Genomic DNA, 21,411 nt, shown 5'->3' on the forward strand with positions numbered 1-21,411 from the left:
CCCCAAATAAGCTTAAAGGTGCTTATTAAGGGTGAATGTTGAGGCGATACATATGCAATACTGGCTGTTTAAATCTGAACCTGATGCTTTCGGTATCGATGATCTGGCTGCAATGCCTGACCAGACGGAACACTGGGACGGAATCCGCAATTATCAGGCGCGGAATTTTTTACGGGATCAGGTGAAACTGGGAGATCAGGTGTTTTTCTATCATTCCAGCTGTAAAGATGTCGGAATCGTTGGTGTCGCTGAGGTCGTGAGAGAAAGCTACCCGGATCACACTCAGTTCGACCCTGAATCAAAGTACTATGATCCGAAGTCATCGCCGGATAACCCCCGCTGGATGATGGTCGATATCAAGCTGAAGCAGAAGTTCAGCAAGATTCTGCCCCTGAAAACCATTAAAGCGATGCCTGAAATCACTGAAATCGGCCTGGTGAAAAAAGGTCACCGCCTGTCGATCATGCCCGTAACGGATGTTGAGTGGAATCTGTTAATGGAAAAAGCGAGCTGAGTTGGCTTTATCTTGTTTGCCTGATGCGAAGCTGTTGGGATATCTGCCTGTTAGACTGAATGCCTGACCGTTTGCTGTATATCATGTGGCACATACACCGATAGTTTATTGCGGTTGTGATGTTTTCAAAGATAATTTCAGTTTGAACAGCAGGTGATTTTTCAGGTTGTGCGGTCTCTGAAGTACAAAGATATTCTGCAGGTGACTTGTGTGGCAGGTGTTATTCGCTGCTTCGCGCCTCACCCTTCGGGTTGCTGCAAAAAGCGCAGCAATGTGTCGCTTCGCTCGGTTCGAACCCGGTCCGCGGGTGCTTAAAGCCACCCAACCATAACAGCAATGCATAAAAAAACGACCCACAGGAATAGCGCCTGTGGGGCGTTTTTTTTTATGCATTTGGTGGGGTGGCGTCTACTGAATAGTTTTTTTAACTGTATGTATTGGTTGGGTTTTTGTGTTTTGTTTGTTGGTGTAGGCCCCTCAAAAGGCCCCCGTCTAACACATGCTTACCGTTTCTATCTTTTTTACTTGATTGAGTTTTGGCCAGTGACTGCCGGATTTCAGTTACTAACTTGATGCTCAAAGTCTTCCATATATACTCACCGAAATTGTATTTAGCATGGTGGCTACGGTGTCAGAAGAATTGGAATCTGTAAAAGAAACAAAGCAGGAAAAAGGAGGCTTCAAGCTTCATCACTACATTGCCGTTATCGGTTTGTTTGGTCCGGCAATCTATCTATTTGGATTGCGTTATTATCAGGGGCTGTTGTACGAGTTCGGAGTAGATAACAGTAGCTTTCCAATAGCTGCTCATGAAGCATACATTTACGCCTATTACGCGACCACACACATTATAGATGCGTTGTTTATTGAAGGCTGGGCTTGGTTAACATCCCTTTCAGTTCTCGAAGTCATTTCTATACCGCTGTTAAGCGTAGGGGGGCTCTATATCTTCGCAAAAAGGAGAGACTTGCCTAAACCCTCTTTTGAAGGATGGTTCGGGCAACTGCTAACCAAGCTTTGGAACTATCTTCATTGGGAAAACAACAAGCTGACACAGGCTTTAGTTCTTACAGGTCTTGGCTCATATGTAGTGCTATCAATTCTTTATCTTCTTATTGTATTGGGCTTTGCCTGGCTGCTTATACCCTATGCCGCGTATAGCGTAGGAAAGTCTTCTGCTGAAAGTCGAATTGATGATTATCTGGATCCGGAAAAGGGGTGTGCAGCCCTCGAAGGAAAGCGCTGGGGGCCTTGTAAAGCATTACTCTCAAGTGATGGAAAAGTGATGTACGAAGGAATACTGATTTTGCACTCTGGTAACTTGATTTCTTTTTTCACTAGAGAGGGCGCGTTTGTAACGACTTTTCCACCTGGTGGTGTGATTCGAAATAAGCTGTCTGGAAAGCCATGACTATTCAGGATAAGGGACCAATTATAAGTGCTTAGCATCATTGATAGTTGTTAATGATGCTTCGCTCAGGCTGTAGCCCCCTTACCGTTCCCTTACCGTTGACTAATCCTTTTTCCCACCAGCTAACGAGTCGATTTCTACTTGAAATCGGGTGAGACTCTACTCGCTTTTGATCGTATTAAAGAGATCTTCTTTAGGGGGTTCTGTGGGGGATTAAGTAATTAGTTAGTAATGCTATCAGCAAGCAGTATAGCTACTGTAAATGGGAGTGCTGTAGGGGATTGGGTGGGGGCCGATAGGCTTTTTATAAACATCTATGATGTCACTAGCCTTCCTTCCTTTGCGATTGCAGCGCCGCTTAATATGCCTTCAGATAAGGCTTATTCATTAGCTTCTTTCGCCAACGGCCACTCGCTTCCATTCCTTGTCTTTTTTATTAATCAGTTACATATTAGGCTATTAGAGGTTCTTCTGTGTAGGCATATGCGCAAAGACAGTCGTTGTTATAGCTGTGCCTGCTTTTTACATTGTTAGAAATACGTGCGCTTATTATTAAAAAGTTACATTCACTAATAAATCAGAGTATCTAATGGATTGGGAATTAATAAACGGAATCACGGGAATAGTAAGCGCCGTGTGCGCAGTTCTTGGTATTGGATATTTTGGTTTTCAAAAAGGTATTCCAACCGAAGACGTCTCCATATTAAGCGTGTACAAATTGATGTCCTTTGTTGTTGCGTGCTCAGGTTGGGCATTATGTTGTCTCAGTTTCCTATGGGTTGTAGAGCCCTATGGTTGCTGCCCAGCATCATCGGACTACAAGCATTTCTTTGGTGTAATATTGGGGTTCCCTGCAATAGTAGTCTTCATGTTTGGCATTAGACTGCTAGAAGGTCCAGCGCGTAACAAGTCAAGCAAGAAGGAGGTACAAAGCGCACCACCTCGCTGAGCGTTGTTATATATTTGATTTTATCTATTTTAGTTGCTTTGGCTATCTCTAGATCCTCCCATTTATCTCTCTGTATTAAGTTCTTAAATCTTACATGACATGATTCTTGTCACAGTATTCTGTCTAAAAGACGTGTTACAAATACTCTTCTTGGGTTTTCCCCGTCAATATCATAATTTCAGGAATAACAGTGAAAGGATTTCAGCAAATCATCAGCGGTATACTCATCGTTGCCCTTATCACAGGATGCGCTGCAACAAGCACTCAGGTCATAAGTGATGGCGATAACCTTAGTGACGCCAAGTTGTGTCGTAACTACCTCAATGACTATCAAAATTTATTAAATAAACGTAATCAGCAGGAAATTAACCACGAAGAGTTTGTTTATTTACAGGCTTTGATTTTACAGGTCCAAAAACGTGATCTTACGCCGGAAAAATGCAGTGAACTTGTCAAAGATCAAAATATAGCTGCGATAGGAGTTGGCGCGTTACTAATTATTACTGCTGCGCTTATAGCAGCAGGCGGTGGTCGAAGCGGAAGCGGTAGTGGAAGTAGTAAAAATGCAGCATATAGTGATCAGGGTTTTGCCTGGGATCAGTTCTACGATCTGAATGGTGATCTGACATGGAGGTGCCGTAATAAAGCTAACGGACAGTTTGCTTATGATTCAGATTGTATCTTGGAACCTAAAAGTGATTTTACATGGCCAGGAAAATAAATGGATAAGTTAAGTAAATACGGCTAGGTTAGATATTGCTGATTCAGCATCTCTTTACCGTTACGCTTACAGTACCGAAGAGGGTTGGTGGATTTTACAGCCCTTACCGTTCCCTTACCGTTGACTAATCCTTTTGCTCACCAGCTAACGAGTAGATTTATACTCGAAAGCAGGTAGGAATCTACTCGCTTTTGGTGACATTAAAGAAATCACTGTGGGGGGGAGAGCTTCGCCAGCAATGCTACCAGCAAGCAATATAGCTATTGTAGAGGAGAGTGTTGTAGGGGATTGGGTGGGACTTACTCCTTAGCCATCAGCCTACCACCCGTAGTAAGAGAAGTTACATAGGCTGCTTACTATCACTCTTAATCGCCATATTTGATGTTTATCCTTTATGCCGTAGAAAGTTTAAGCTGTAGGTTTTATGAGTCAGAGCGAAACAGCTAAGTAGATATTATACTGCTGTTACCAATAGCTGATTTTATAGCTTAAAGCGTCAATTGAGGTTTTTGTGTGTGTTACACTCGCTTCCTACACATTTTCCCTACCAGTATTCTCATATAGCATTTCAAACGATTGTCCTGGCAATGAAAGTTCGCCGTGATTCATTAGTTCTAATTCGACTTCATCTAGCTTGGTTTCTTGTAAGTCTAGTACAACACGTACTCGGAGAAACTCATCTACAACAGAATATGTGGTGTCGTCATTCACACTTATGATATTTCTGGTTAGCAACCAATCGATTGCATCCGAATCTATGGCTTCCAGAGCTTTTGATCTATCTACTTTACTAGGAAAACTCCCGCCAGCTAGCTCAATAAAAGTATGATAGTCGGAAAATACTGACTCATTTTTCATTGTGTGGATTAATAGATCATAATCTCGGCCTCTTGATTCATAGCAAATAGTTCGTAACGAATCGACTAAGTCCTTTATATCTATACATCCATCAGGGTCTTCAAATTCATGTTCTATGACATGCGAACCTAATAGTTGCAGTAGGTGAGGGTGACCTCCTGAGATCGCAGCAATTCGATCTATCACTTCAGGATCAATATTGAGTGATTCTCCGTCTCTTTCTGCAGAGGTGGCTACAACTTTGAACTTGTCATCGAGTAGTGTGAGTGCGGAATCTTGATCAAGTGGCTCAAGATTAATTGATTTATATATGAATCGTGTTACACCTCTATCGACATCAGCCATTTGTTGGTAAAAAGGGCTAACTCCAGCAAGAACGAATCTCAGATTTTTGATGCCCTGTAGTTGAACTTCTGTACACAAGGTTCTCATCAATCTGGCAATCGCGGGTGAGCATTTTTCACATTCATCAATAGCAATTATGAAGTTTTCTGCATTGTTAATTTGTGATTTGAAAGATTGATCAGCTACGATCTTTGATAGGGCAGAAAGGTGCCTACCCTCATTAAAGAAGGTATATGCTTCAGTAGACTCATAAGAAATTAGCTTCGGTATTCCAATTTTTATTTTCTGCTGAGTATTGTCAACTTCAACCAACTTATCGAGAACTAATAGTGCAGCGTCATCGACAGTCTTTATATCTCCATGCCCAACAGCCATAACGAAAACACATTTTTCATTCGATGCAAAACCATCCATATGAAGAAGTGTCCTTGACATGAAAGATGATTTTCCAATACCAAAAGAGCCTTCGATACAGACTGAGCCTTGGTTTATAGCTCTTGCTAGAAGGCGTATTTCTTTATCTCGGCCAAAGAAATCTTCTGGGAGACTAGCTATATCAGATGGTGTAAACGGGTTTTTCAAGATGATATCCTTATGCTATTACTAACTATCCTTACTATGGTAAATATAGAGGATGGACTGGTAAGTAATTTGTACGACAAGCACATTTTGATCGAGTTATAGGGCAATAGTATCTTTATAAGTAGCTTCTGACCATGAGTAGTTGGCTTTGCATGAGTGATTGTTGCTCCTCTGTGGCGACCTGCTTTTTTCGGATCTGACTCCGCTCTGAGCAATCGTTGCTCCATGGAGTATCCATCAAGAGCCTTGGCTTCGGCCAGGGCTTTCTTGTTTTGGTTCCGGTGTTTCAGAGCACTGTAAAAATGAATTTCCTACAGCATCAATATATTGTTCAATAAGTAATTGGAACAATGTTGAATTTGTATGATTAAGCTCGTCATCATTTACACGTGCTGTTAAAAAAGCTCCTGTGATTTGTGCTAGAGTGATGGCTGTCATGTGGGCTGGCTCAACCATTCCAGAGCCTGATGGTCCGACCAGCAGCACTTCTCTGCTCCCTTCAGGTATTCCGTGTAACGATTGCATTTCGCAATGGTCCGCATGAACATATTTACTAGCTAGTTTATAGTTATGAGACCATTTTCCTAACCCTATATGTTCACGTAACTTTTCAAGTTTTGAATATCCTGTATATTTTCTTGCCCAATGAAAGTGTGGCTCTCCATTTGTTAATTTTTCCTTTGAAGTCATAGCTTCTGATATTTCCGCCTCAGTATATGGTTGGACATTCATCTCTCTTGCTGTTTTTTGATATTCAGCCATTCCTTCAGCAGCTTTCACTTTTCCATACTTAATGAAGTCAATAGCTGCATTGCTGCCATATTTGTGGATGACTAAGCAGTTAACAGAAATTTCAAATAATGTTCGCCAACGAGCAAGGGCGCCAGATGGATAGCCTCCCTTTAAGAGCAAAATAATTTCTCCTGTAATACGGCAAGCATGAGCATGTTGACGCATTAAAACTCCAAGCAAAGGATCTGATTCGTATTGAGGTAAAGCTAAGAAGGTTTTTTGAAAGTCTTTGCCTGCTTCAATCGAAATATAGCGAAGCATTTCCAGCTTTTGGAAACCGATCTTCCATCTTTTATAGTTTGCTTCTTTAAATGCTTCGGAAGCATCAGTTAGCTCCTTCAGGCAATCTTTTTCGGAGTTACTAACTATTTGATAAAGATTAACACTGAGCTTTTCTAATAGGCCGTTGAGCTCATGTGATTCAGTATCATTTAGTTGGCTGTTGATGTATGTAAACGTCTCTTCAAACATGCTGCTTCCCTGTGGAAGAAGAAATTAAATTTAGCGTGGTGCCGAGAAATTGTAGTCCCTAGATATAGTCCCAAAAGCTTTGGGTTTAAGCAGGACTATACAGCCAGTTTTTTTGGGCAAGGGAGGCCTCACTACTTTCTGTAAGCGGGGATATTTCCCCATATTTGAGCGTGTATTCCCTATATTAAGGATAGGGGGGGTAGGCTTGTTCACAGCTTCAAGAGCAGGTTTGTCTGTTCATCAATGCTAAAACCATGCTTTTGATACCAAGGTCTCAGTATTTCTGGATCGCCAACCATCTTTCCTTCGATAGATATTGCTCCAATGCTTCTACAGTGCTGTATTACAGCCTTTAAAAGTTTTGACCCATAACCTTGGCTACGAAAGTTGAAACGCACTCTGAAGGGCTGACAGGGCCAGTAGAAACCGGCCTTGTCGTAAATCAGAATATCTCCCAGCGTTACTTGGCCGTCATTGTTTGTTAGCCTGGCGTAGCCAATAGGAAGTTGGCCGATATAAGGAGTTAGCGCGAAACAGAACTGCGAGTCTTCTGGTAGCTCAATTCTGAAAGTTTTATTCCGAATCCATAGTTGATGTAGCATTAACCAGGCTCCTTCTTATCCAGTACCGCACCCCAATAGTCCCCGGTCTGCTGGTACTTGGAATATTCAACCCAGTGATCCTTTCTGAAGTCACGCCGCCAGTAAGGTATATCAAGCCGATCTACTTCAGCGGGTCGCATGTGAATGGGGCCTTCTAGTATTCCGGCAATATCCTGATCTGCTTCTCCCAGCTCCAGAGCGCCTGTAACGAACTGATCAATCCAGCTAGGCAAATCCCAGCCTTTATCGTCTAAAAGCGCAGAGACTTCCCACATATCCTCAGCAACCACGATAAAACCATACTCTTCATCAATGGCAACATTGTGGCTACTTTCCGGATCGTCTATTTCCCACATGAACGCATAGAATTTATTCATAATCCACATTCCTTTATGAATCACTTAGAGCCTCTTAAAACTCTTCAAATAGTCTGAGAAAATTGCAGGTTCTCTAGATAAGTTCTTACCATGAGAAATAGCTTGTGTCATTTTTCCAATACTTCTCCCAATCACGCATTTGGGTAGAAACAAATATTTTTTCACAAGCATTCCTTGGTAGCTGTTCTGCAAACATATCCACGAAAGCTCCATAGCTACAAAGAGCATTTTCTATAGTTATAAAAGCCGCTTCATTATCATCAAAACACTTTTGAATTGGTGGGCTATTACGATTATGGCGGTAATGTTTCAACCAGTTCACAGGGTGCAGTTCAGCTCTGATTATTGATTGTTTATTGCCCCCTTCTCTTTGAGATCCAAGCGCTGCCGCCATAGCTGCAGTACAGCCAAGAGGGTCCGACTGATACTCTTCTCTTAACATTTCTCTGATCAAGCTATTAGCTGCACCTGCTAAGGTAATTGAGCAGAGGTAGTCTTGCTGGTCGAAATAAAGAGCTATAGATCGGGTAATCTGTATATTGGCAGCATATAGCTTTTGACAAATAGCTAGCCACCTCGGCTTATCAGCATTAAATTGGATCGATTCTTCCTTTAGAGATAACAACCATTCTTTCTCTGTCACCAGATGATTCCTTTCTTTTTTTATACCAGGTGCCTGATTCAGGACGTTGATTTTGCACTCATTGTAAAAAGTGATTCATGTCTGCCAGATAGGCTTCGTAATCATACCAACCAAGTAGCTTTAGGATTTGCTTTGCGCAGCTTTTACCGTGATTGGTTTCTAAGCAAAATGAATCTCCAAACTCATTTTTTAGGGATAAGAACACAGCCTTTACTCCTTTTTTGTAACGGCCCTCTTCATAGTGCATTGCTTGATTACGTGACTCCCAGATGACGTCTCGTAAGCAAGTATCTCCTATAGGTCTACCCCTTGGGGCTTTGTGTTTTTGACCATGTGAGGCGGAGATGCCTTGTTTCGCTATCTGAAGTATTCCACCTGATATAGCTTGTAATGCTGACTCTTTAGATTCGAGTGAACTAGTAAGAGAGACTACCTCTTTCTGTACAAGCTTCATTTCTTTATCTGCAGTTGCCATTCTATTGAATGCATTCAGTGCATAAAGGTCAGAGAAGTCATCGTTAAGATCGCTTGTTTGATAGTCCCATTGCAGCATGCTTACTTTTTTTTGGAGTGTAGATAACTCACTTTGCTTTGCTTGTAGTTCAGTCTCCTCGTTGCTAGCAAGCTCAATCAGGTTCTTTACCGCGTATTCGGTATCGCTCAAATACTGATGCATTTTTACTCCATTGCTCTGATATACGATTCTATCCAGATAGTCGTTGTTACATACTTTGATAACTGCTCTTAAGCAAGTAAACAGGTCTCATCTTTACCGCCTTAACTTCCATCACCATTGCTATTTTCTTCAGAGCTGGGCTTCGCTTAAACAGCCCTTACGTATGGTAAATATATAAAGGTGGCCAAATAGTGGGGCAGTGAGGGGCCAAAAAAGCCGTTTACAGGCCCACATAGTGGGGCAGTCAGGCCCAAATAGTGGGGCAGTGAAATCAAAATCAGGCCCACATAGTGGGGCAGCCAGGCCCATATAGTGGGGCAGTCATATTTTTAGGCAGGTCTTGTTCTGCGTTAGAGCTTTGCTTGCTTAATGACCTATTAGTAGGTGTAATGAGATCGCTATGGCTTCATTTAATAGGCATGGAAGTGTTATCAAAAGTGTTGTTGTCAGGTTGTAATGAAGACTAGTGCCATGGTTACAATTATAGTTTTCTTGCAACTGATGGCTGTTGTCGTATCTTGTGTGAATGGATTTTTAGATTATATGGTAAATGATTTTTCTATTTTTTGATGTCTGTCTAGTTTTTAGAATCTAAGTTTTGTGATTTTTCTGTGTTAAGTTTTGGGATATTTGGGTACGTATATATGGATATGTTGAATACTTTATTAAAAACTCATGCTGATAAAGATGATATAGATTTTAAGTCTATTTGGGAAAGTGGATTGTTTATCTTTGATTCAAATGTTTTGCTTGATCTATATCGTCTTCCTGAGGAAGCAAGTAATGATTTGATTAATGTTCTTAGAAGTCAAGACTTTAATAATAAGATTTGGATAGCATTTCAAGTTGCTCTTGAGTTTCTAAACAATAGACATGAAATTATAAGCGATCAAAAAAATAAATTTAATACTGTCAGAAGTTTGGTTGATGATGCAATCTCTAAATATGATGAAGTATTTGGTAGCCTTTCTTCTGAACTCTCAAAACTAAAGCTAAAGCAGCGGCATTCACTAATAAATCCTGATGAATTCATAACTCAGGATAATATTGACTCAGGTAAAGCTTTTCTTGAGAGCTTCATTGAAGAGCTTTCGAACCTAGAAAGTCAACAATCAGATGTTAATGATAAGGATACAATTAAGAATACAGTATTGAGTATATTTGAAGGAAGAATAGGAGATAGTCTTAGTAAAAAAGAGTTAGAAGAAATATATAAGACTGGCGAAAGGCGGTATGAAAATAAAATACCTCCTGGGTATAAGGATAAATCTAAGTCAGGCTCTTATACGGTCAATGATAGAGAGTTTGTACGAAAGTATGGCGATTTAATTCTTTGGAAGGAAGTTTTAAAAAAGGCAAAGTCAGAAGATATTTCCTACATCGTGCTTGTGACAGGAGATGTTAAAGAAGATTGGTGGTTGGAAAAGCGTGGGAAGAAATTAGGTCCACGAAGAGAGTTGTTAAATGAAATATATTCTGAAGCTCCAAATCTCAAGTCATTTTATTTGTATGATACTTCTAGCTTTTTGAGGCATGCAAAAAAAGAACTAAGATTAGATATAAGGGATTCATCAATTAGTCAAGCAAAAGATCTTATTGAACGGAGTCGGTTGAACAGGACTGTTCTGGAAGAAGGTCTTTATTATTTACCTGAAGAAATTATTTCGGCAGCACAAGATATGACTAATTTTAGGGTTGGAATCGGCAGATCAGTTAAAAACTTACCTCCATTAAAAATTGGCAGATATTCACTTTATAATTTTTTGATGGAAATCTTCTATAATGCAGTGGAGCATGGGGTTGGTAATTACATCGGGGTGCAAGCTAAGCGCCGTGATGAAATTACCTTGCTTAGGTTCAAGAATCGAATTAGCCCCGACGCTCTACCTGATGAAACTAAAATCAACGACTCTAATCTAGTAACGACAGCGCTTACTCGGGGTTTTGGGCTTTCTAGTGCTCGTAATTCTATGGCAAATGAAGGCATTGATTTAAATACTGTCACATCTGAGAAAAGCTTTGTTGTTGAGCTTTATATCCCTAATTCTCATTTTTATAATGAAGGTATGTGAAGTTCTCGTAATTTTGATTCTTTAAGATTTTAAATAAATTGCAGCAATGTCATATTAAGTCAAGGCTATCTATGAAGATAGCCTTCTAATTGGTATGACTGTAGCCGGCAGATCTAATTTTCCATCGCAGTCATGGATGGGCTGCCAGGTAAGTGCATAAAGGCTCGGACCACAGTTCAAGCCTCCCTGACGAGTCTGGATGAGCCATCCTCGTGCGATTAACTCATCACGCGCTCGGGCCAGTCCGTTCTTTGAAGACCAACCCAGCGATTGCATAACTGACCTGGCGCAATGCAGATCACCGTTGTTCCTTCCGTTGTACTGAATTCCAATGTGAGTCAGGAGCTTTACAGCATTGCCTGACAAAGCTAAAAAGTCTTCATGTACTAGCATTGCTGCTGGCAAGTGAAAGTACCCTTTATATGTAATTGATAAGGACTTCTTGCCTTTATTCTTTCGCTTCTGGCTCTGTATATGCTGAACAGTAGCAGCCATTACAACCCTCCTAGAAGCTGCGAAGTGCAGCTTCTACATCATGAGAATCAGGTTCTTTATTGAGTGCTTTAAGCTGCTTTTTGATTAGCCAGCAACTCAGCATTTTCAAGACGGGTAGCTAAACTGGAAAACGCTCTAGTAAGCTCGGCCATGCTGAGGTTTATTTCAGCTAGCTTCTGTCCCGGGTTGCTCACTTCGCTGAAATCACATTCAAGCGCAATCTCATTGATATACTGGGATACCAGTACACAGCTTTCAGTGGCGCATTGCGCTTCATTTAACAGCTCATGATGCTGGTGGCTGGTGAGTGTATTCGTCAGCTTCTCAACAACGGTGGCAGCAGGTGAGTAATAATTCATGACAGCACCTCCTGAACGTTTGGCCAGGAAGTGATAGCTATACACGCAAATTTAGAATGGAAGGGAGTTGAAATAGCTCTATCGTCTTTCAGCAGACGAAACTGTGACGTGTCACCAAACATAGTGGCATCCTCGGAATAATTAAGGGAACTGCCGCCATTGGGACCAACCAAGAGGGAGGCAGATTGTGCAGAGTTGGTCCTACCGTATTCCGAGAAACGGCGCGCCGAAGCGCCTCCACACAATCCGCCATAAACACGAATTTTGGACACAAAAAAAGCGCATGTAATGAGCGCCTGTGCGCTCGGAATATTCGAGGGACCAACCTCGGCATCTGATTTTGCAGACGCCCTATTAACATAGCGCCGCTGGTTAAGAGCTGTCAACACTGGCGTAATGATTTGCTTCGGGTAACTGGGGCGAATACCAGCCTTTGTACTGGATAAGATCATGCTACGCCCTCCTGATTACCACAGTCGTGAATAGCCCCAAATAAACAGTTAAGAATGCTCCCTTTAGGGTTGGCCCTTTTGTTAAAGCAAAGCTTGGCCGTTACCCACGGTGTAAGTGCGATGCTGCCTGAGCTGTGCTTGGCCTTTTTGTGAGCGCTATCCTTGGCCCTTTCGAGCCAGATGATCAGAAGTACAATTGGCTCGACTAATGAGCTTAATTTTCTCATGCGGCATTCTCCCAATTCACCGGATCTGCTCCGCGCTTGAGGCGATATTCATTGATCAATACTTTAGCGCGGTCCGCGCTCTCGTCTGTTAACTGGTAGCGGTGATAGATAACAGATAGACCCTGATAGCCTGAATGCCTCTCTGGTAAGCTCGTAAAGCTCAGGCCAAGTCTTTGCTTTACTTCATTGCTCATGGTTGAGTTAAGCGCATGATCAAAGACAGGGGCCTTTTCAGCCTCTAAACGATTAATAGAGCCCTTTGTTACCAGGTGGAGCAAAACCCTTTCTATCTTGAAGGGAGGCTTGATAAGATCAGCAGTGCTGGTGGCCGTTGTGGTGGCGGTCATCGGTTTGGTTTTCATGAGAGCTCCTTCCTTATGCCGCTTGGTTTGCGCCAGCAAAGCAATCATCAATCCATTTCTGAATATCTGATTCTTTCCAGCCAACAAGACGGCCACCGATAGGTGAAGCCTGTGGAAAGGTTCCTTTCTGCATACGCAGATAGATTGTGCTGCGAGATAGGCCGGTAAGTTTCTCTACTTCTGGACGGCGGAGAATGCGATTAGACATATGCGAGTACCTGTTAAGTTCTGTTCGGTATCCGCAAGATATGAATAGCCTAGGAGTAATGCAGTCTAGCTAGACTGGAAAAAAGTATAGCTAGACTAAAATTGGAAACAACCTATTGTTAAATATGGTTTTTTAAGATTTTTTTTGCTTCTGAGAATTTTTGTTTTAGTGTGCTTTCTTTAAGACCGGGCACTGTGGGATAAGAGCTAGTTAGTTCTCTGATTACAGCTTCTTGATTCAGTCTTGTTCGACTCTTAATAATTTCCAACAATCCACCGATAGTGTTTAGTAGAGTTGTTTTTTCTCTAGATGTCAGCTTCTCAGATTGAGATAGGCTGTTGGCCAGATCTGATTTCAAGTCATAATTTTCTTGAGTTACAGCTGTCAGTTCTTGTTGAATTTCATCCAGTTTTTTAATGTCTTTTATCACTCGCTTTGTCGATTCGGCACCGACTTCAAGCTTTGTAAAGAAGCTCAGGACAGCGTTAAGTGATTCAATGTTGACAGGGTGTGCCGAGTGTCGCACGTCTTTAATATAGGATTCGGCCTCCTCCATAGCAGTAAAAAAATCGATCCATGCTGCCATTTCTGTTTCATATGTATCTTCAAAACTCCGAATCCGATTTTGAAGCTCCTCTATTACTTCTGATTGAGATGAGTCTGATAGTGATTCAGGAGGATTAATGATGGGGAGGGATCCAAAGGCGTCTGTTTCTATACCTCTTTGGAAACACCAGGCGGCCAGGCTTTGTTTGGAAATTGTAGAGCCTTGAAAATTAATTCTTTGCTCTTCATAAGTATCCCACTCAACTATTTCATAAAATTCAAGACAGCTACTTTGGCCTCTATATGCTTTGCTTTCTAGCTCTTGCTCTAACGCTGCAGTAATCTCTTTGAATGCAATCAGCTGACTCGTATCTATTTCACCAAGGAGCAGAGGTTCCCCAACTGTTTGATAGCTAGGATCTGCTTGCTTAAACATCCGGATAGTTAACTCATCGATACCAAGTATGAGCATTGCAGCTTCTTCAGATGTAAATCCTTGTCTTAATGAGCCAAAACTAATGCTACCCATAACACACCCTTCATGTGTCCTTATTATGATTGCCAGTCAGAGCGGTAAGGAGCCGCTTTTTCGGGAGCTACCCTAGACTGGCAAAACCTCTGCTATGCTTGCTTAAAATTTACTGAAACGACATTCCCTGAGAGAGCCTGCTGTTTAAGCCCGTCGAGGTAATCGGCCCACTTCTGCATCATTTCTGTACGTTGTGTTAAGTGCTTAGTGCGGTTGTATGCTCTGCCGTTAGCATCTTTAACAGCATGTGCCAGCTGTTGTTCTATCCATTCCACACGGAAACCAAGTACTTCATCAAGGAGTGTTCTAGCCATAGCCCTGAAGCCGTGAGGGGTCATTGTGTCGTTGTCATATCCCATTGTTCTGAGCGCTACCCTGACTGCGTTTTCAGACATACAGCGGCTTCGGCCACGGGCTGAAGGGAATATAAAGTCTCCATTGCCTGTATGCGGGTGGAGCTCATTCAGAATCTCTTTAGCTTGTGTACACAGCGGGATGATATGTTGCTGGTGGGTTTTCTCTGCCACTAGCTCTATGCGGCTTTCTTCATGATTTATATCGGACCACTTGAGGTTCCGTAGCTCACCTGGCCGGCAGAAGAATAGGGCGGATAGCTTGAGTGCAGCCTTTACAGTTGGAGTACCCTGAAACTCATCAATAGCAATGAGTAGTCGGCCCACGTCTCTGGGATCGGTTAAAGCTGAGAAGTGTTTAGGTATTGATGGTCGTAACGCGCCTTTCAAGTCTGGGGTAGGATCGCGTTCAGCTCTACCTGTGGCAATAGCGTAGCGGAACACCTGACCGGTGATTTGCTTAACCCGGTGAGCGGTCTCAACTGAGCCTTTACCTTCGATAACTCGTAACGCTTCAAGCAAAACCGGCGCGGTTATGTCTTTGATCGGGTGGTTGCCCAGCGTTGGGAAAAGGTGAATCTCTAATGCCCGTTTAACTCGCCGCTGGTGGCCATCAGTCTTGTCGGCCAGTTTTGTATCAAACCATTCAAGGGCTATGGCGTTAAAGCTGTTCTCGCTGTTAAGGCGTTGTGCTGCTTTGATAGCTTTTTTATGAGCGGAAGGGTCAATGTCATGAGCTAATAGCTTTCTGGCTTCATCACGCTTTTCCCTGGCTTCCTTGAGGTTGATATCAGGGTAGGCACCGAAAGAGAGCTTCTTCTCTTTACCGTTAAAGCGGTACTTCATCTTGAATAGCTTTGATCCGGATTTGGTTACCAACAAGAAAAGACCTTTCTCATCGGATACCTTGTAGTCCTTCTCTTTAGCTTTCGCTGCCTTAATCGCACGATCTGTTAAGGGCATATCATCACCTCATTTCAGCGCAATTTGGGGGCCTGCAATTTCTGAATATTTGAAAGGCCCCCTGTATAGCCCCATTTGGGTGGGGGCTTCCTAGGGATATGTTAGGAACTGCTAAGAAGTGAGTATACACAAAAAACCCCGCATTACGCGGGGCTCAGGGTACTTATCGGCAGTGATAAGTAGTGTGTTTGGTGGAGGTGGCGGGTTTCGAACCCGCGTCCGCCAATCCTCTGCCTTCAGATCTACATGTTTAGACGCTTCTATTAGATTAACCCGTCACGGCCCGAAGGTCAGGGCGTTTAGGGCGAGCCTCTTTAGTTTTAACCGTTCAGCTTGAGACAAAGCATCCGGGCGATTCTATCTCAAATGACACTGCAAAATCTTAAGTTATAGACACCTTAAGCGCAGCGCTAGCGGGCTTATGCCGCTAGAGCGTAGTTATCGTCGTTTGCAACTATAACAATGTAGTAAGGGATTTACGTGATTCACTACACTCACGACATGCACCAAAGGGTTCGCAATCAGCGTCGAAGCCAAGTCACCCCCTGAGGTGGGCAATTATAATGATTTTTTTTTAATAAGCAGCAAATAGTTGGCGCTTTTAGTGTTTATTTACAGTTGCTTGAGCTGCTAAGTGATAATGAAGCCTGAGAAATCAGAATGAAGGTGTTGTAAGGAGAGATTGTGAGCGTTACGGGAATAAAATAAAGGGCTGTGTATTCAGCCCTTTATCAGATGTGTTTATTTCGCTGCCATCAGCCGCTGTTTCTGGCGGTCCCAGTCGCGATTCTTTTCTGTATCACGTTTGTCGTGCAGCTTTTTACCGCGGGCTAATGCGACTTCACATTTAACTTTGTTGTTCTTCCAGTACAGGCTCAGAGCAACACAGGTGTAGCCTTTTGCCTGGGTGGCGGCGAACAGCTTAGATATTTGTTTGGCGTGCATCAGCAGTTTACGGGCCCGGGTGGGGTCTGCAATGACGTGAGCGCATGCTGTTTTTAACGGGGTAAAGTGGGCGCCAATAAGCCAGGCTTCGCCTTTGTCAAAAATGACATAGGACTCAACCAATTGTGCGCGTCCGTCGCGAAGGCTTTTTACTTCCCATCCTGTTAATGCCAGGCCTGCCTCGATTTTTTCATCAATATGATATTCGTGACGGGCTTTTTTGTTTTGGCAGATGGTATTGCCGCTGGGTTTTGATTTCTTCTTTGCCATGGGGCGCGATTATATAGGGGTATGTGGGAAAAGCAATCTGACGAAGCGCTGTTGCGGGTAAGCTTTTCGTGGCGAAAGTATGGTTAAAGTTGTAATTAGGGAGCGAACCTCAGAAAATAGCGTCCCCCCTGTTTCAATTGCTCTGTGTGTGGGATGTTTTGAGTTTGGCCACGCAGAGGATGTTCGGAGAGAGAATGACAAAGGTAGACCGTAGCGCTTTGGTTTTGCACACCGCTGAGCAGATGTTTGATCTGGTGAATGATGTGGCGGGTTATCCGGAATTTTTGCCCTGGTGTACCGGCACAACAGTTCATGAATCCTCGGAAGATATAATGCAGGCCAGTCTGCATGTGGCGAAAGCGGGGCTGAAGTACAGCTTTACGACCCGGAATGAGTTACAGCGACCGGGTGAAATACGTATGTCGCTGGTTGAAGGGCCTTTTTCAAAGCTGGCCGGTGTGTGGGTATTTACTCCATTGAGTGAAGAAGCATGTAAAGTCAGTCTGAATCTGGAGTTTGATTTTTCCGGTAAGCTGGCAAGTATGGCGATGAGTAAGGTGTTTAATCAGATGGCGGCAACCATGGTTGATGCGTTTGTCAGCCGTGCCGATCAGGTTTATGTTTAATTTATTGCTGCTGTGCGCGGCGTCAGGTATCAGGTTTTAAGCGTTATGATCAGTGTAGAAGTTGCATATGCCCTGCCCCATGAGCAAAAAATAGTCAGCTTACAGGTGCAGGATGACTGTTCCGCATATGAGGCGGTGGTGCAGTCTCGGATTGTGGAAATGTATCCTCAGATCGATATTGATAACGATCCGATGGGGATTTTTGGTAAGTCCATCCGTAATCCGAAGGATGTCATTCTTAAAGAAGGGCAACGGGTCGAGGTTTACCGGCCACTGATTGCGGATCCTAAAGAAGCACGGGCGAAGCGGGCAGCCAAGGCTAAGGCAGAGAAAGAAGCGGAATAAGCCGGCTGAAGGCATGATCCACTAAAAAGCCAGCATTGTTTCCAATGCTGGCTTTTTTGATGAAACGGGTCAGACTTACTGTGTGGTCTGTTTATCGCCACCGGGTCTGAAGTTACCGGCCAGGCCTTTCAGGGTGCCGGTTTCTTTATCGAATTCCAGAGTCATGCGTTCATTAGTGACAGAGCCGTCCGGATGCTTGTTGTTGTAGATGTAGTCCCAGCGGTATTTGTTAAACGGGTCGGTAAGAAGAGGGGTACCCATGACGTAACGTACCTGATTGATGGTCATGCCCGGGCGTAACTGATCAACCATTTCCTGGGTGACGATGTTACCCTGAGGGATATCAATCTTGTAAACACCGGGAAATTCAGAGCAGCCGCTGAGGAAAATTGCGGTCAGAAGAGCAATATATAGTTTTTGCATAGGTAAATGACTTCCACTTTCGGGCATAAAATCAGATAATCAGTCTAGAACTTCTGAATGAGTTCAGTTGTTGTTATGAGACTGGGCTTATTCAAAAGTTCGGAAAAATAAGTCTATCATCCGTTGCGGTCAACATCATAGAGAAAGATTATGGCACTTGAAAATCAAGAATTAAGAAAAGCAGGTCTTAAAGTTACTCTGCCCCGGATTAAAATTTATCAGATCCTTGAGAAAGCGGGTGAAAGCGATCATTTCAGTGCTGAAGATATCTACAAAATTCTGTTAGATCAGAGTGAAGATGTTGGTTTGGCTACTGTATACCGGGTACTGACTCAGTTTGAAGCAGCAGGTCTGGTAAGCCGTCACCACTTTGAAGGCGGACATTCTGTCTTTGAGCTGACAAAAGATGAAGCGCATGATCACATTGTATGTGTGAAATGTGGCAAAGTCCGTGAGTTCACCGACACTAACCTGACCCAGCGTCAGGACGAAATTGCAGAAAGTCTGGGATTCACCGTGACTGACCGTACGCTGTATCTGTACGGTGTGTGTAAAGAAGGTTGTGAAGCAAAGTAAGCATTACTTTCTGATAAAAAAAAACCGGCTGATAGCCGGTTTTTTTGTGCCTGTTCAGGGGCTTAGTGCGGGCGTTGGACACCGAGCATTTCCCTTGCATGTTCGCGGGAGGTGTTCGTTACATCGATCCCTCCCAGCATACGGGCAACTTCTTCGATCCGTTCGTCACAGCTAAGTGTGTTGATCTGTGTATGGGTGTGTTTCTTCCCTGCCCGCTTACTGACAAACAGATGCTGATGTCCCTGAGAAGCAACCTGCGGCTGGTGTGTTACACACAGTACCTGGCTGTGGCCGCCAAGCTGACGTAACAGCCTGCCGACGACTTCTGCGATAGCACCGCCGATACCTACATCTACTTCGTCAAATATCAGCGAAGGTGTGCTGGAGGATTTTGCGGTAATCACCTGAATGGCCAGGCTGATACGGGAGAGTTCACCGCCGGATGCTATTTTGTGCAGTGAGCGCGCCGGCTGTCCCTTGTTAGTGGAAATAAGAAATTCAATTTCTTCCAGGCCGTTGGGGTTGGGCTGCCCGCTTTCATAGGCCGTGAGCTGAACATCGAGGTTTGCTGCAGGCATACCCAGGTCATGCAGTTGTTGGTTCACCTGTTTGGCCAGTTTCCGCGCAGTGCGTGCCCGGATATCGCTGAGACGCTGTGCCAGCTGTAAAAAATCCTGATAGGCGGCGCTGACCTGTTCAGCCAGTGCATCCAGTTCCTGATCAGACATGGAGAGCTCTGCAAGCTCCTGTTGCTGAGCGGCAAGGTGATCAGTCAGATCTTCCGGGGCAATGCGGTGTTTTCGGGCCAGGTCAAAGAGTTTGCTGAGGCGTTCTTCCACGATTTGCTGGCGTTCAGGGTTAAGTTCAACCCGGCCAAGATACTGATTCATTTCCTGGCTGGCTTCTTCAATCTGAATCTGAGCGTTGGTCAGCATTTCCATGGTCTGGCGAATTGAGGGCGAGGGTGCCTTCATGTTGCTGAGTAAGTGCTGACACTGGTTCAGTAAGTTCAGGCAATTGCCGCTGTCGCTGTCCTGGGTAATCTGCAGTATTTGTTGGCCAGTCTGGATAATTTCGCCGGCATTGGCCAGTGTTTGCTGTTCTTTTACCAGTGACTCGAATTCACCTGCTTCGATTTGCAGGGTTTCCAGTTCTTCAACCTGATAGCTGAGCAGTTGTACCCGGGCGGCCTGTTCTTCACTTTGCTGCGATAATGCTTTGTGTTTCTGGTCAAGTGCGCGCCATTTTTTATGTTGCTGACGGACTTGCTGTACCAGCCGGGCCTCTCCTGAGAATGCATCAAGCAGGTGTCTGTGATGATCCTTTTTCAGTAACCGCTGATGTTCGTGCTGGCCGTGGATTTCAATTAAAAACTCACCCAACTGGCGTACTTTGGCGATTGGGCAGGCGGTACCGTTTATATAGCAGCGGGAGCGGCCTTCAGCGGTTACGACCCGGCGCAGAATGCACTGATCGTCCTGGTTGAGTTCTTCGGTTATCAGCCAGTCCCGGGCAGCCGCAATCTTACTGATGTCGAAGTCTGCGGTGATTTCTGCCCGTTCTGCACCGTTGCGTACAGTGCCACTGTCGGCTCGTTTGCCCAGTGCCAGCCCTAATGCATCCAGCATGATGGATTTACCGGCACCTGTTTCGCCGCTGACAACGGTCATGCCGTTGTGCAGCTCTAAATCAAGTTGTTCAACAATTGCGTAATTACGAATATTTAACTGTGTCAGCATGTGTCTGGCCTCGGTCAAAGGTAGCGCTTTCTTTACGTACTGCTGTGTTTAATCAGGTGCCGTTTCTGGCGGCAGGGTATTTGTTCGTATACTGTTTTACTGTACAGGCTGTGTTTTTGTACAGTGTTTTTCTAATTTATAAGCCATTCATGATTTGAGCGCAATATGTTTTCGTGTTTCTGATTAAAAAAATGCGTTTCGAAAACTTGAATCCTGCCTGTACAGCCCCATATATGTCAGCAACGCGATTTGCCCCTGTCGCTAAAGTTGTCAGGGGTAAAGATTTCTTTTGTGAAGCAACGGCCAGATATACGTTGCAGGCAGAAATACTTGGAGACTCAGATGGCAGGTGAAGACAAAGTTCAGGCAGATGCAGCACAGCAGGAAAATCCGGCCGGTGGTGCAGAAGACGTTCTTGAAACGGTAGAAGGTGTTCTGGCGGATGAAGACGAGCTGCTGGACACTGCTGCTCAGGGGGATGCAGACATCACTGCTCTGCAGGCATCTGTAGCGACACTGGAAGCACAGGTTAATGCGCTGAAAGATCAGGAATTACGCACCCAGGCGGACATGCAAAATGTACGTCGCCGCGCGGAAATGGATGTTGAGAAAGCGCATAAGTTTGCGCTGGAAAAGTTCACCAATGAACTGTTGCCGGTTATCGACAGCCTGGAGCGTGCAATTGAAGCCAGCCAGTCTGATGATGAAGCGGTTAAAGCATTGCGTGAAGGTGTTGATATGACACTGAACATGTTTGTATCCGGCCTTGAGAAGTTCAAGGTTGAGCAGGTAAACCCTGTGGGTGATGCGTTTAATCCGGAACTTCACCAGGCGATGTCTATGGTGCCAAATCCTGAAGTACCGGCTAATCATGTGATGGCTGTGATGCAGAAAGGTTACACCCTGCATGGGCGTCTTATTCGTCCGGCAATGGTGATTGTTTCTCAGGGCTAAACCTGTCCTGCTGCGGTAACGGACCG

23 protein-coding genes and 2 other RNA genes are annotated in these 21,411 nt (G+C 44.0%); 8 read left to right on the top strand and 17 right to left on the bottom strand.

What is annotated here, in order from left to right; all coding sequences use genetic code 11:
* The first annotated feature begins 52 nt into the window (after positions 1-52).
* Positions 53-514, top strand: coding sequence for an EVE domain-containing protein (locus PCI15_RS02795; protein ID WP_271272850.1), 462 nt, complete (start codon positions 53-55; stop codon positions 512-514).
* Between the two features lie 199 nt (positions 515-713).
* On the opposite strand, the gene PCI15_RS02800 is transcribed toward PCI15_RS02795, so the two are convergent.
* Positions 714-851, bottom strand: a non-coding RNA gene (locus PCI15_RS02800) — RtT sRNA.
* 291 nt (positions 852-1,142) lie between these two features.
* Here PCI15_RS02800 and PCI15_RS02805 point away from each other — a divergent pair.
* Positions 1,143-1,925, top strand: coding sequence for a hypothetical protein (locus tag PCI15_RS02805; RefSeq protein WP_271272851.1), 783 nt, complete (start codon positions 1,143-1,145; stop codon positions 1,923-1,925).
* Positions 1,926-3,064: 1,139 nt separating this feature from the next.
* Positions 3,065-3,595 (top strand): hypothetical protein, encoded by a 531-nt coding sequence (locus tag PCI15_RS02810; protein WP_271272852.1) that lies wholly within the window; start codon positions 3,065-3,067, stop codon positions 3,593-3,595.
* Between the two features lie 531 nt (positions 3,596-4,126).
* Here the strand turns inward: PCI15_RS02810 and PCI15_RS02815 are convergent.
* From PCI15_RS02815 to PCI15_RS02840, 6 genes are all read right to left on the bottom strand, one after another.
* Positions 4,127-5,380, bottom strand: a complete 1,254-nt coding sequence (locus PCI15_RS02815; protein WP_271272853.1) for an nSTAND1 domain-containing NTPase — start codon at positions 5,378-5,380, stop codon at positions 4,127-4,129.
* Positions 5,381-5,617: 237 nt separating this feature from the next.
* Positions 5,618-6,643 (bottom strand): DUF5677 domain-containing protein, encoded by a 1,026-nt coding sequence (locus tag PCI15_RS02820; protein WP_271272854.1) that lies wholly within the window; start codon positions 6,641-6,643, stop codon positions 5,618-5,620.
* Between the two features lie 209 nt (positions 6,644-6,852).
* On the bottom strand, positions 6,853-7,245 hold the full coding sequence (locus tag PCI15_RS02825) for a GNAT family N-acetyltransferase (protein WP_271272855.1): 393 nt from the start codon (positions 7,243-7,245) through the stop codon (positions 6,853-6,855).
* The gene (locus tag PCI15_RS02830) at positions 7,245-7,622 is read right to left on the bottom strand and encodes a hypothetical protein (RefSeq protein ID WP_271272856.1); all 378 of its coding nucleotides are present in this window, start codon (positions 7,620-7,622) and stop codon (positions 7,245-7,247) included. Before PCI15_RS02830 ends, PCI15_RS02825 begins: the two co-directional genes overlap by 1 nt.
* Positions 7,623-7,707: 85 nt before the next feature.
* Positions 7,708-8,265 (bottom strand): hypothetical protein, encoded by a 558-nt coding sequence (locus PCI15_RS02835; RefSeq protein ID WP_271272857.1) that lies wholly within the window; start codon positions 8,263-8,265, stop codon positions 7,708-7,710.
* Positions 8,266-8,323: 58 nt separating this feature from the next.
* On the bottom strand, positions 8,324-8,941 hold the full coding sequence (locus PCI15_RS02840) for a hypothetical protein (protein WP_271272858.1): 618 nt from the start codon (positions 8,939-8,941) through the stop codon (positions 8,324-8,326).
* A gap of 644 nt (positions 8,942-9,585) precedes the next feature.
* Between PCI15_RS02840 and PCI15_RS02845 the strand changes: the two genes are divergently transcribed.
* The gene (locus PCI15_RS02845) at positions 9,586-11,013 is read left to right on the top strand and encodes a PIN-like domain-containing protein (protein WP_271272859.1); all 1,428 of its coding nucleotides are present in this window, start codon (positions 9,586-9,588) and stop codon (positions 11,011-11,013) included.
* A 563-nt stretch (positions 11,014-11,576) separates the two neighbouring features.
* Here the strand turns inward: PCI15_RS02845 and PCI15_RS02850 are convergent.
* The 8 genes from PCI15_RS02850 to smpB all read right to left on the bottom strand — a co-directional run bounded on the left by PCI15_RS02850 (position 11,577) and on the right by smpB (position 16,722).
* On the bottom strand, positions 11,577-11,867 hold the full coding sequence (locus PCI15_RS02850) for a hypothetical protein (RefSeq protein ID WP_271272860.1): 291 nt from the start codon (positions 11,865-11,867) through the stop codon (positions 11,577-11,579).
* Positions 11,864-12,319 (bottom strand): hypothetical protein, encoded by a 456-nt coding sequence (locus PCI15_RS02855; protein ID WP_271272861.1) that lies wholly within the window; start codon positions 12,317-12,319, stop codon positions 11,864-11,866. The genes PCI15_RS02850 and PCI15_RS02855 overlap by 4 nt, the downstream gene beginning before the upstream one ends.
* 223 nt (positions 12,320-12,542) lie before the next feature.
* Positions 12,543-12,908: a hypothetical protein gene (locus tag PCI15_RS02860; protein ID WP_271272862.1), complete on the bottom strand. Its 366-nt coding sequence runs from the start codon at positions 12,906-12,908 to the stop codon at positions 12,543-12,545.
* 13 nt (positions 12,909-12,921) lie between these two features.
* The gene (locus PCI15_RS02865) at positions 12,922-13,116 is read right to left on the bottom strand and encodes a helix-turn-helix transcriptional regulator (RefSeq protein WP_271272863.1); all 195 of its coding nucleotides are present in this window, start codon (positions 13,114-13,116) and stop codon (positions 12,922-12,924) included.
* Positions 13,117-13,234: 118 nt separating this feature from the next.
* The gene (locus PCI15_RS02870) at positions 13,235-14,191 is read right to left on the bottom strand and encodes a hypothetical protein (protein WP_271272864.1); all 957 of its coding nucleotides are present in this window, start codon (positions 14,189-14,191) and stop codon (positions 13,235-13,237) included.
* A 92-nt stretch (positions 14,192-14,283) separates the two neighbouring features.
* Positions 14,284-15,507 (bottom strand): tyrosine-type recombinase/integrase, encoded by a 1,224-nt coding sequence (locus PCI15_RS02875; protein WP_271272865.1) that lies wholly within the window; start codon positions 15,505-15,507, stop codon positions 14,284-14,286.
* Between the two features lie 189 nt (positions 15,508-15,696).
* Positions 15,697-16,053, bottom strand: a transfer-messenger RNA (tmRNA) gene (gene ssrA / locus PCI15_RS02880).
* Positions 16,054-16,248: 195 nt separating this feature from the next.
* The gene (smpB, locus tag PCI15_RS02885; protein WP_271272866.1) at positions 16,249-16,722 is read right to left on the bottom strand and encodes an SsrA-binding protein SmpB; all 474 of its coding nucleotides are present in this window, start codon (positions 16,720-16,722) and stop codon (positions 16,249-16,251) included.
* Between the two features lie 194 nt (positions 16,723-16,916).
* Between smpB and PCI15_RS02890 the strand changes: the two genes are divergently transcribed.
* Both PCI15_RS02890 and PCI15_RS02895 read left to right on the top strand, forming a co-directional pair.
* Positions 16,917-17,348 carry a type II toxin-antitoxin system RatA family toxin gene (locus PCI15_RS02890; RefSeq protein WP_271272867.1) on the top strand — a complete coding sequence of 144 codons (432 nt, stop codon included), beginning with the start codon at positions 16,917-16,919 and terminating at the stop codon, positions 17,346-17,348.
* A 45-nt stretch (positions 17,349-17,393) separates the two neighbouring features.
* Positions 17,394-17,693 (top strand): RnfH family protein, encoded by a 300-nt coding sequence (locus tag PCI15_RS02895; RefSeq protein WP_271272868.1) that lies wholly within the window; start codon positions 17,394-17,396, stop codon positions 17,691-17,693.
* Between the two features lie 75 nt (positions 17,694-17,768).
* On the opposite strand, the gene PCI15_RS02900 is transcribed toward PCI15_RS02895, so the two are convergent.
* Positions 17,769-18,116, bottom strand: coding sequence for an outer membrane protein assembly factor BamE (locus PCI15_RS02900; RefSeq protein WP_271272869.1), 348 nt, complete (start codon positions 18,114-18,116; stop codon positions 17,769-17,771).
* A gap of 150 nt (positions 18,117-18,266) precedes the next feature.
* Between PCI15_RS02900 and fur the strand changes: the two genes are divergently transcribed.
* Positions 18,267-18,692: a ferric iron uptake transcriptional regulator gene (gene fur / locus PCI15_RS02905; protein ID WP_271272870.1), complete on the top strand. Its 426-nt coding sequence runs from the start codon at positions 18,267-18,269 to the stop codon at positions 18,690-18,692.
* A 62-nt stretch (positions 18,693-18,754) separates the two neighbouring features.
* Here fur and recN read toward each other — a convergent pair whose 3' ends face one another.
* Positions 18,755-20,431, bottom strand: coding sequence for a DNA repair protein RecN (gene recN / locus PCI15_RS02910; RefSeq protein ID WP_271272871.1), 1,677 nt, complete (start codon positions 20,429-20,431; stop codon positions 18,755-18,757).
* A gap of 342 nt (positions 20,432-20,773) precedes the next feature.
* Here recN and grpE point away from each other — a divergent pair, with 342 nt between their 5' ends.
* Positions 20,774-21,385, top strand: coding sequence for a nucleotide exchange factor GrpE (gene grpE / locus PCI15_RS02915; RefSeq protein WP_271272872.1), 612 nt, complete (start codon positions 20,774-20,776; stop codon positions 21,383-21,385).
* Positions 21,386-21,411 lie beyond the last annotated feature (26 nt).

This window comes from Aliamphritea hakodatensis (assembly GCF_024347195.1).
In the GTDB taxonomy this organism is placed as follows: domain Bacteria; phylum Pseudomonadota; class Gammaproteobacteria; order Pseudomonadales; family Balneatricaceae; genus Amphritea; species Amphritea hakodatensis.

Bases quoted from the DNA above. Each gene is read 5' to 3' on its own strand.
- PCI15_RS02795 (WP_271272850.1), top strand. From the start codon at position 53: ATGCAATACTGGCTGTTTAAATCTGAACCTGATGCTTTCGGTATCGAT.
- PCI15_RS02845 (WP_271272859.1), top strand. From the start codon at position 9,586: ATGGATATGTTGAATACTTTATTAAAAACTCATGCTGATAAAGATGAT.
- PCI15_RS02855 (WP_271272861.1), bottom strand. From the start codon at position 12,319: ATGATCTTATCCAGTACAAAGGCTGGTATTCGCCCCAGTTACCCGAAG.
- PCI15_RS02850 (WP_271272860.1), bottom strand. From the start codon at position 11,867: ATGAATTATTACTCACCTGCTGCCACCGTTGTTGAGAAGCTGACGAAT.
- PCI15_RS02895 (WP_271272868.1), top strand. From the start codon at position 17,394: ATGATCAGTGTAGAAGTTGCATATGCCCTGCCCCATGAGCAAAAAATA.
- recN (WP_271272871.1), bottom strand. From the start codon at position 20,431: ATGCTGACACAGTTAAATATTCGTAATTACGCAATTGTTGAACAACTT.
- PCI15_RS02820 (WP_271272854.1), bottom strand. From the start codon at position 6,643: ATGTTTGAAGAGACGTTTACATACATCAACAGCCAACTAAATGATACT.
- grpE (WP_271272872.1), top strand. From the start codon at position 20,774: ATGGCAGGTGAAGACAAAGTTCAGGCAGATGCAGCACAGCAGGAAAAT.
- PCI15_RS02870 (WP_271272864.1), bottom strand. From the start codon at position 14,191: ATGGGTAGCATTAGTTTTGGCTCATTAAGACAAGGATTTACATCTGAA.
- smpB (WP_271272866.1), bottom strand. From the start codon at position 16,722: ATGGCAAAGAAGAAATCAAAACCCAGCGGCAATACCATCTGCCAAAAC.
- PCI15_RS02860 (WP_271272862.1), bottom strand. From the start codon at position 12,908: ATGAAAACCAAACCGATGACCGCCACCACAACGGCCACCAGCACTGCT.
- PCI15_RS02830 (WP_271272856.1), bottom strand. From the start codon at position 7,622: ATGAATAAATTCTATGCGTTCATGTGGGAAATAGACGATCCGGAAAGT.
- fur (WP_271272870.1), top strand. From the start codon at position 18,267: ATGGCACTTGAAAATCAAGAATTAAGAAAAGCAGGTCTTAAAGTTACT.
- PCI15_RS02900 (WP_271272869.1), bottom strand. From the start codon at position 18,116: ATGCAAAAACTATATATTGCTCTTCTGACCGCAATTTTCCTCAGCGGC.
- PCI15_RS02865 (WP_271272863.1), bottom strand. From the start codon at position 13,116: ATGTCTAATCGCATTCTCCGCCGTCCAGAAGTAGAGAAACTTACCGGC.
- PCI15_RS02825 (WP_271272855.1), bottom strand. From the start codon at position 7,245: ATGCTACATCAACTATGGATTCGGAATAAAACTTTCAGAATTGAGCTA.
- PCI15_RS02840 (WP_271272858.1), bottom strand. From the start codon at position 8,941: ATGCATCAGTATTTGAGCGATACCGAATACGCGGTAAAGAACCTGATT.
- PCI15_RS02890 (WP_271272867.1), top strand. From the start codon at position 16,917: ATGACAAAGGTAGACCGTAGCGCTTTGGTTTTGCACACCGCTGAGCAG.
- PCI15_RS02875 (WP_271272865.1), bottom strand. From the start codon at position 15,507: ATGCCCTTAACAGATCGTGCGATTAAGGCAGCGAAAGCTAAAGAGAAG.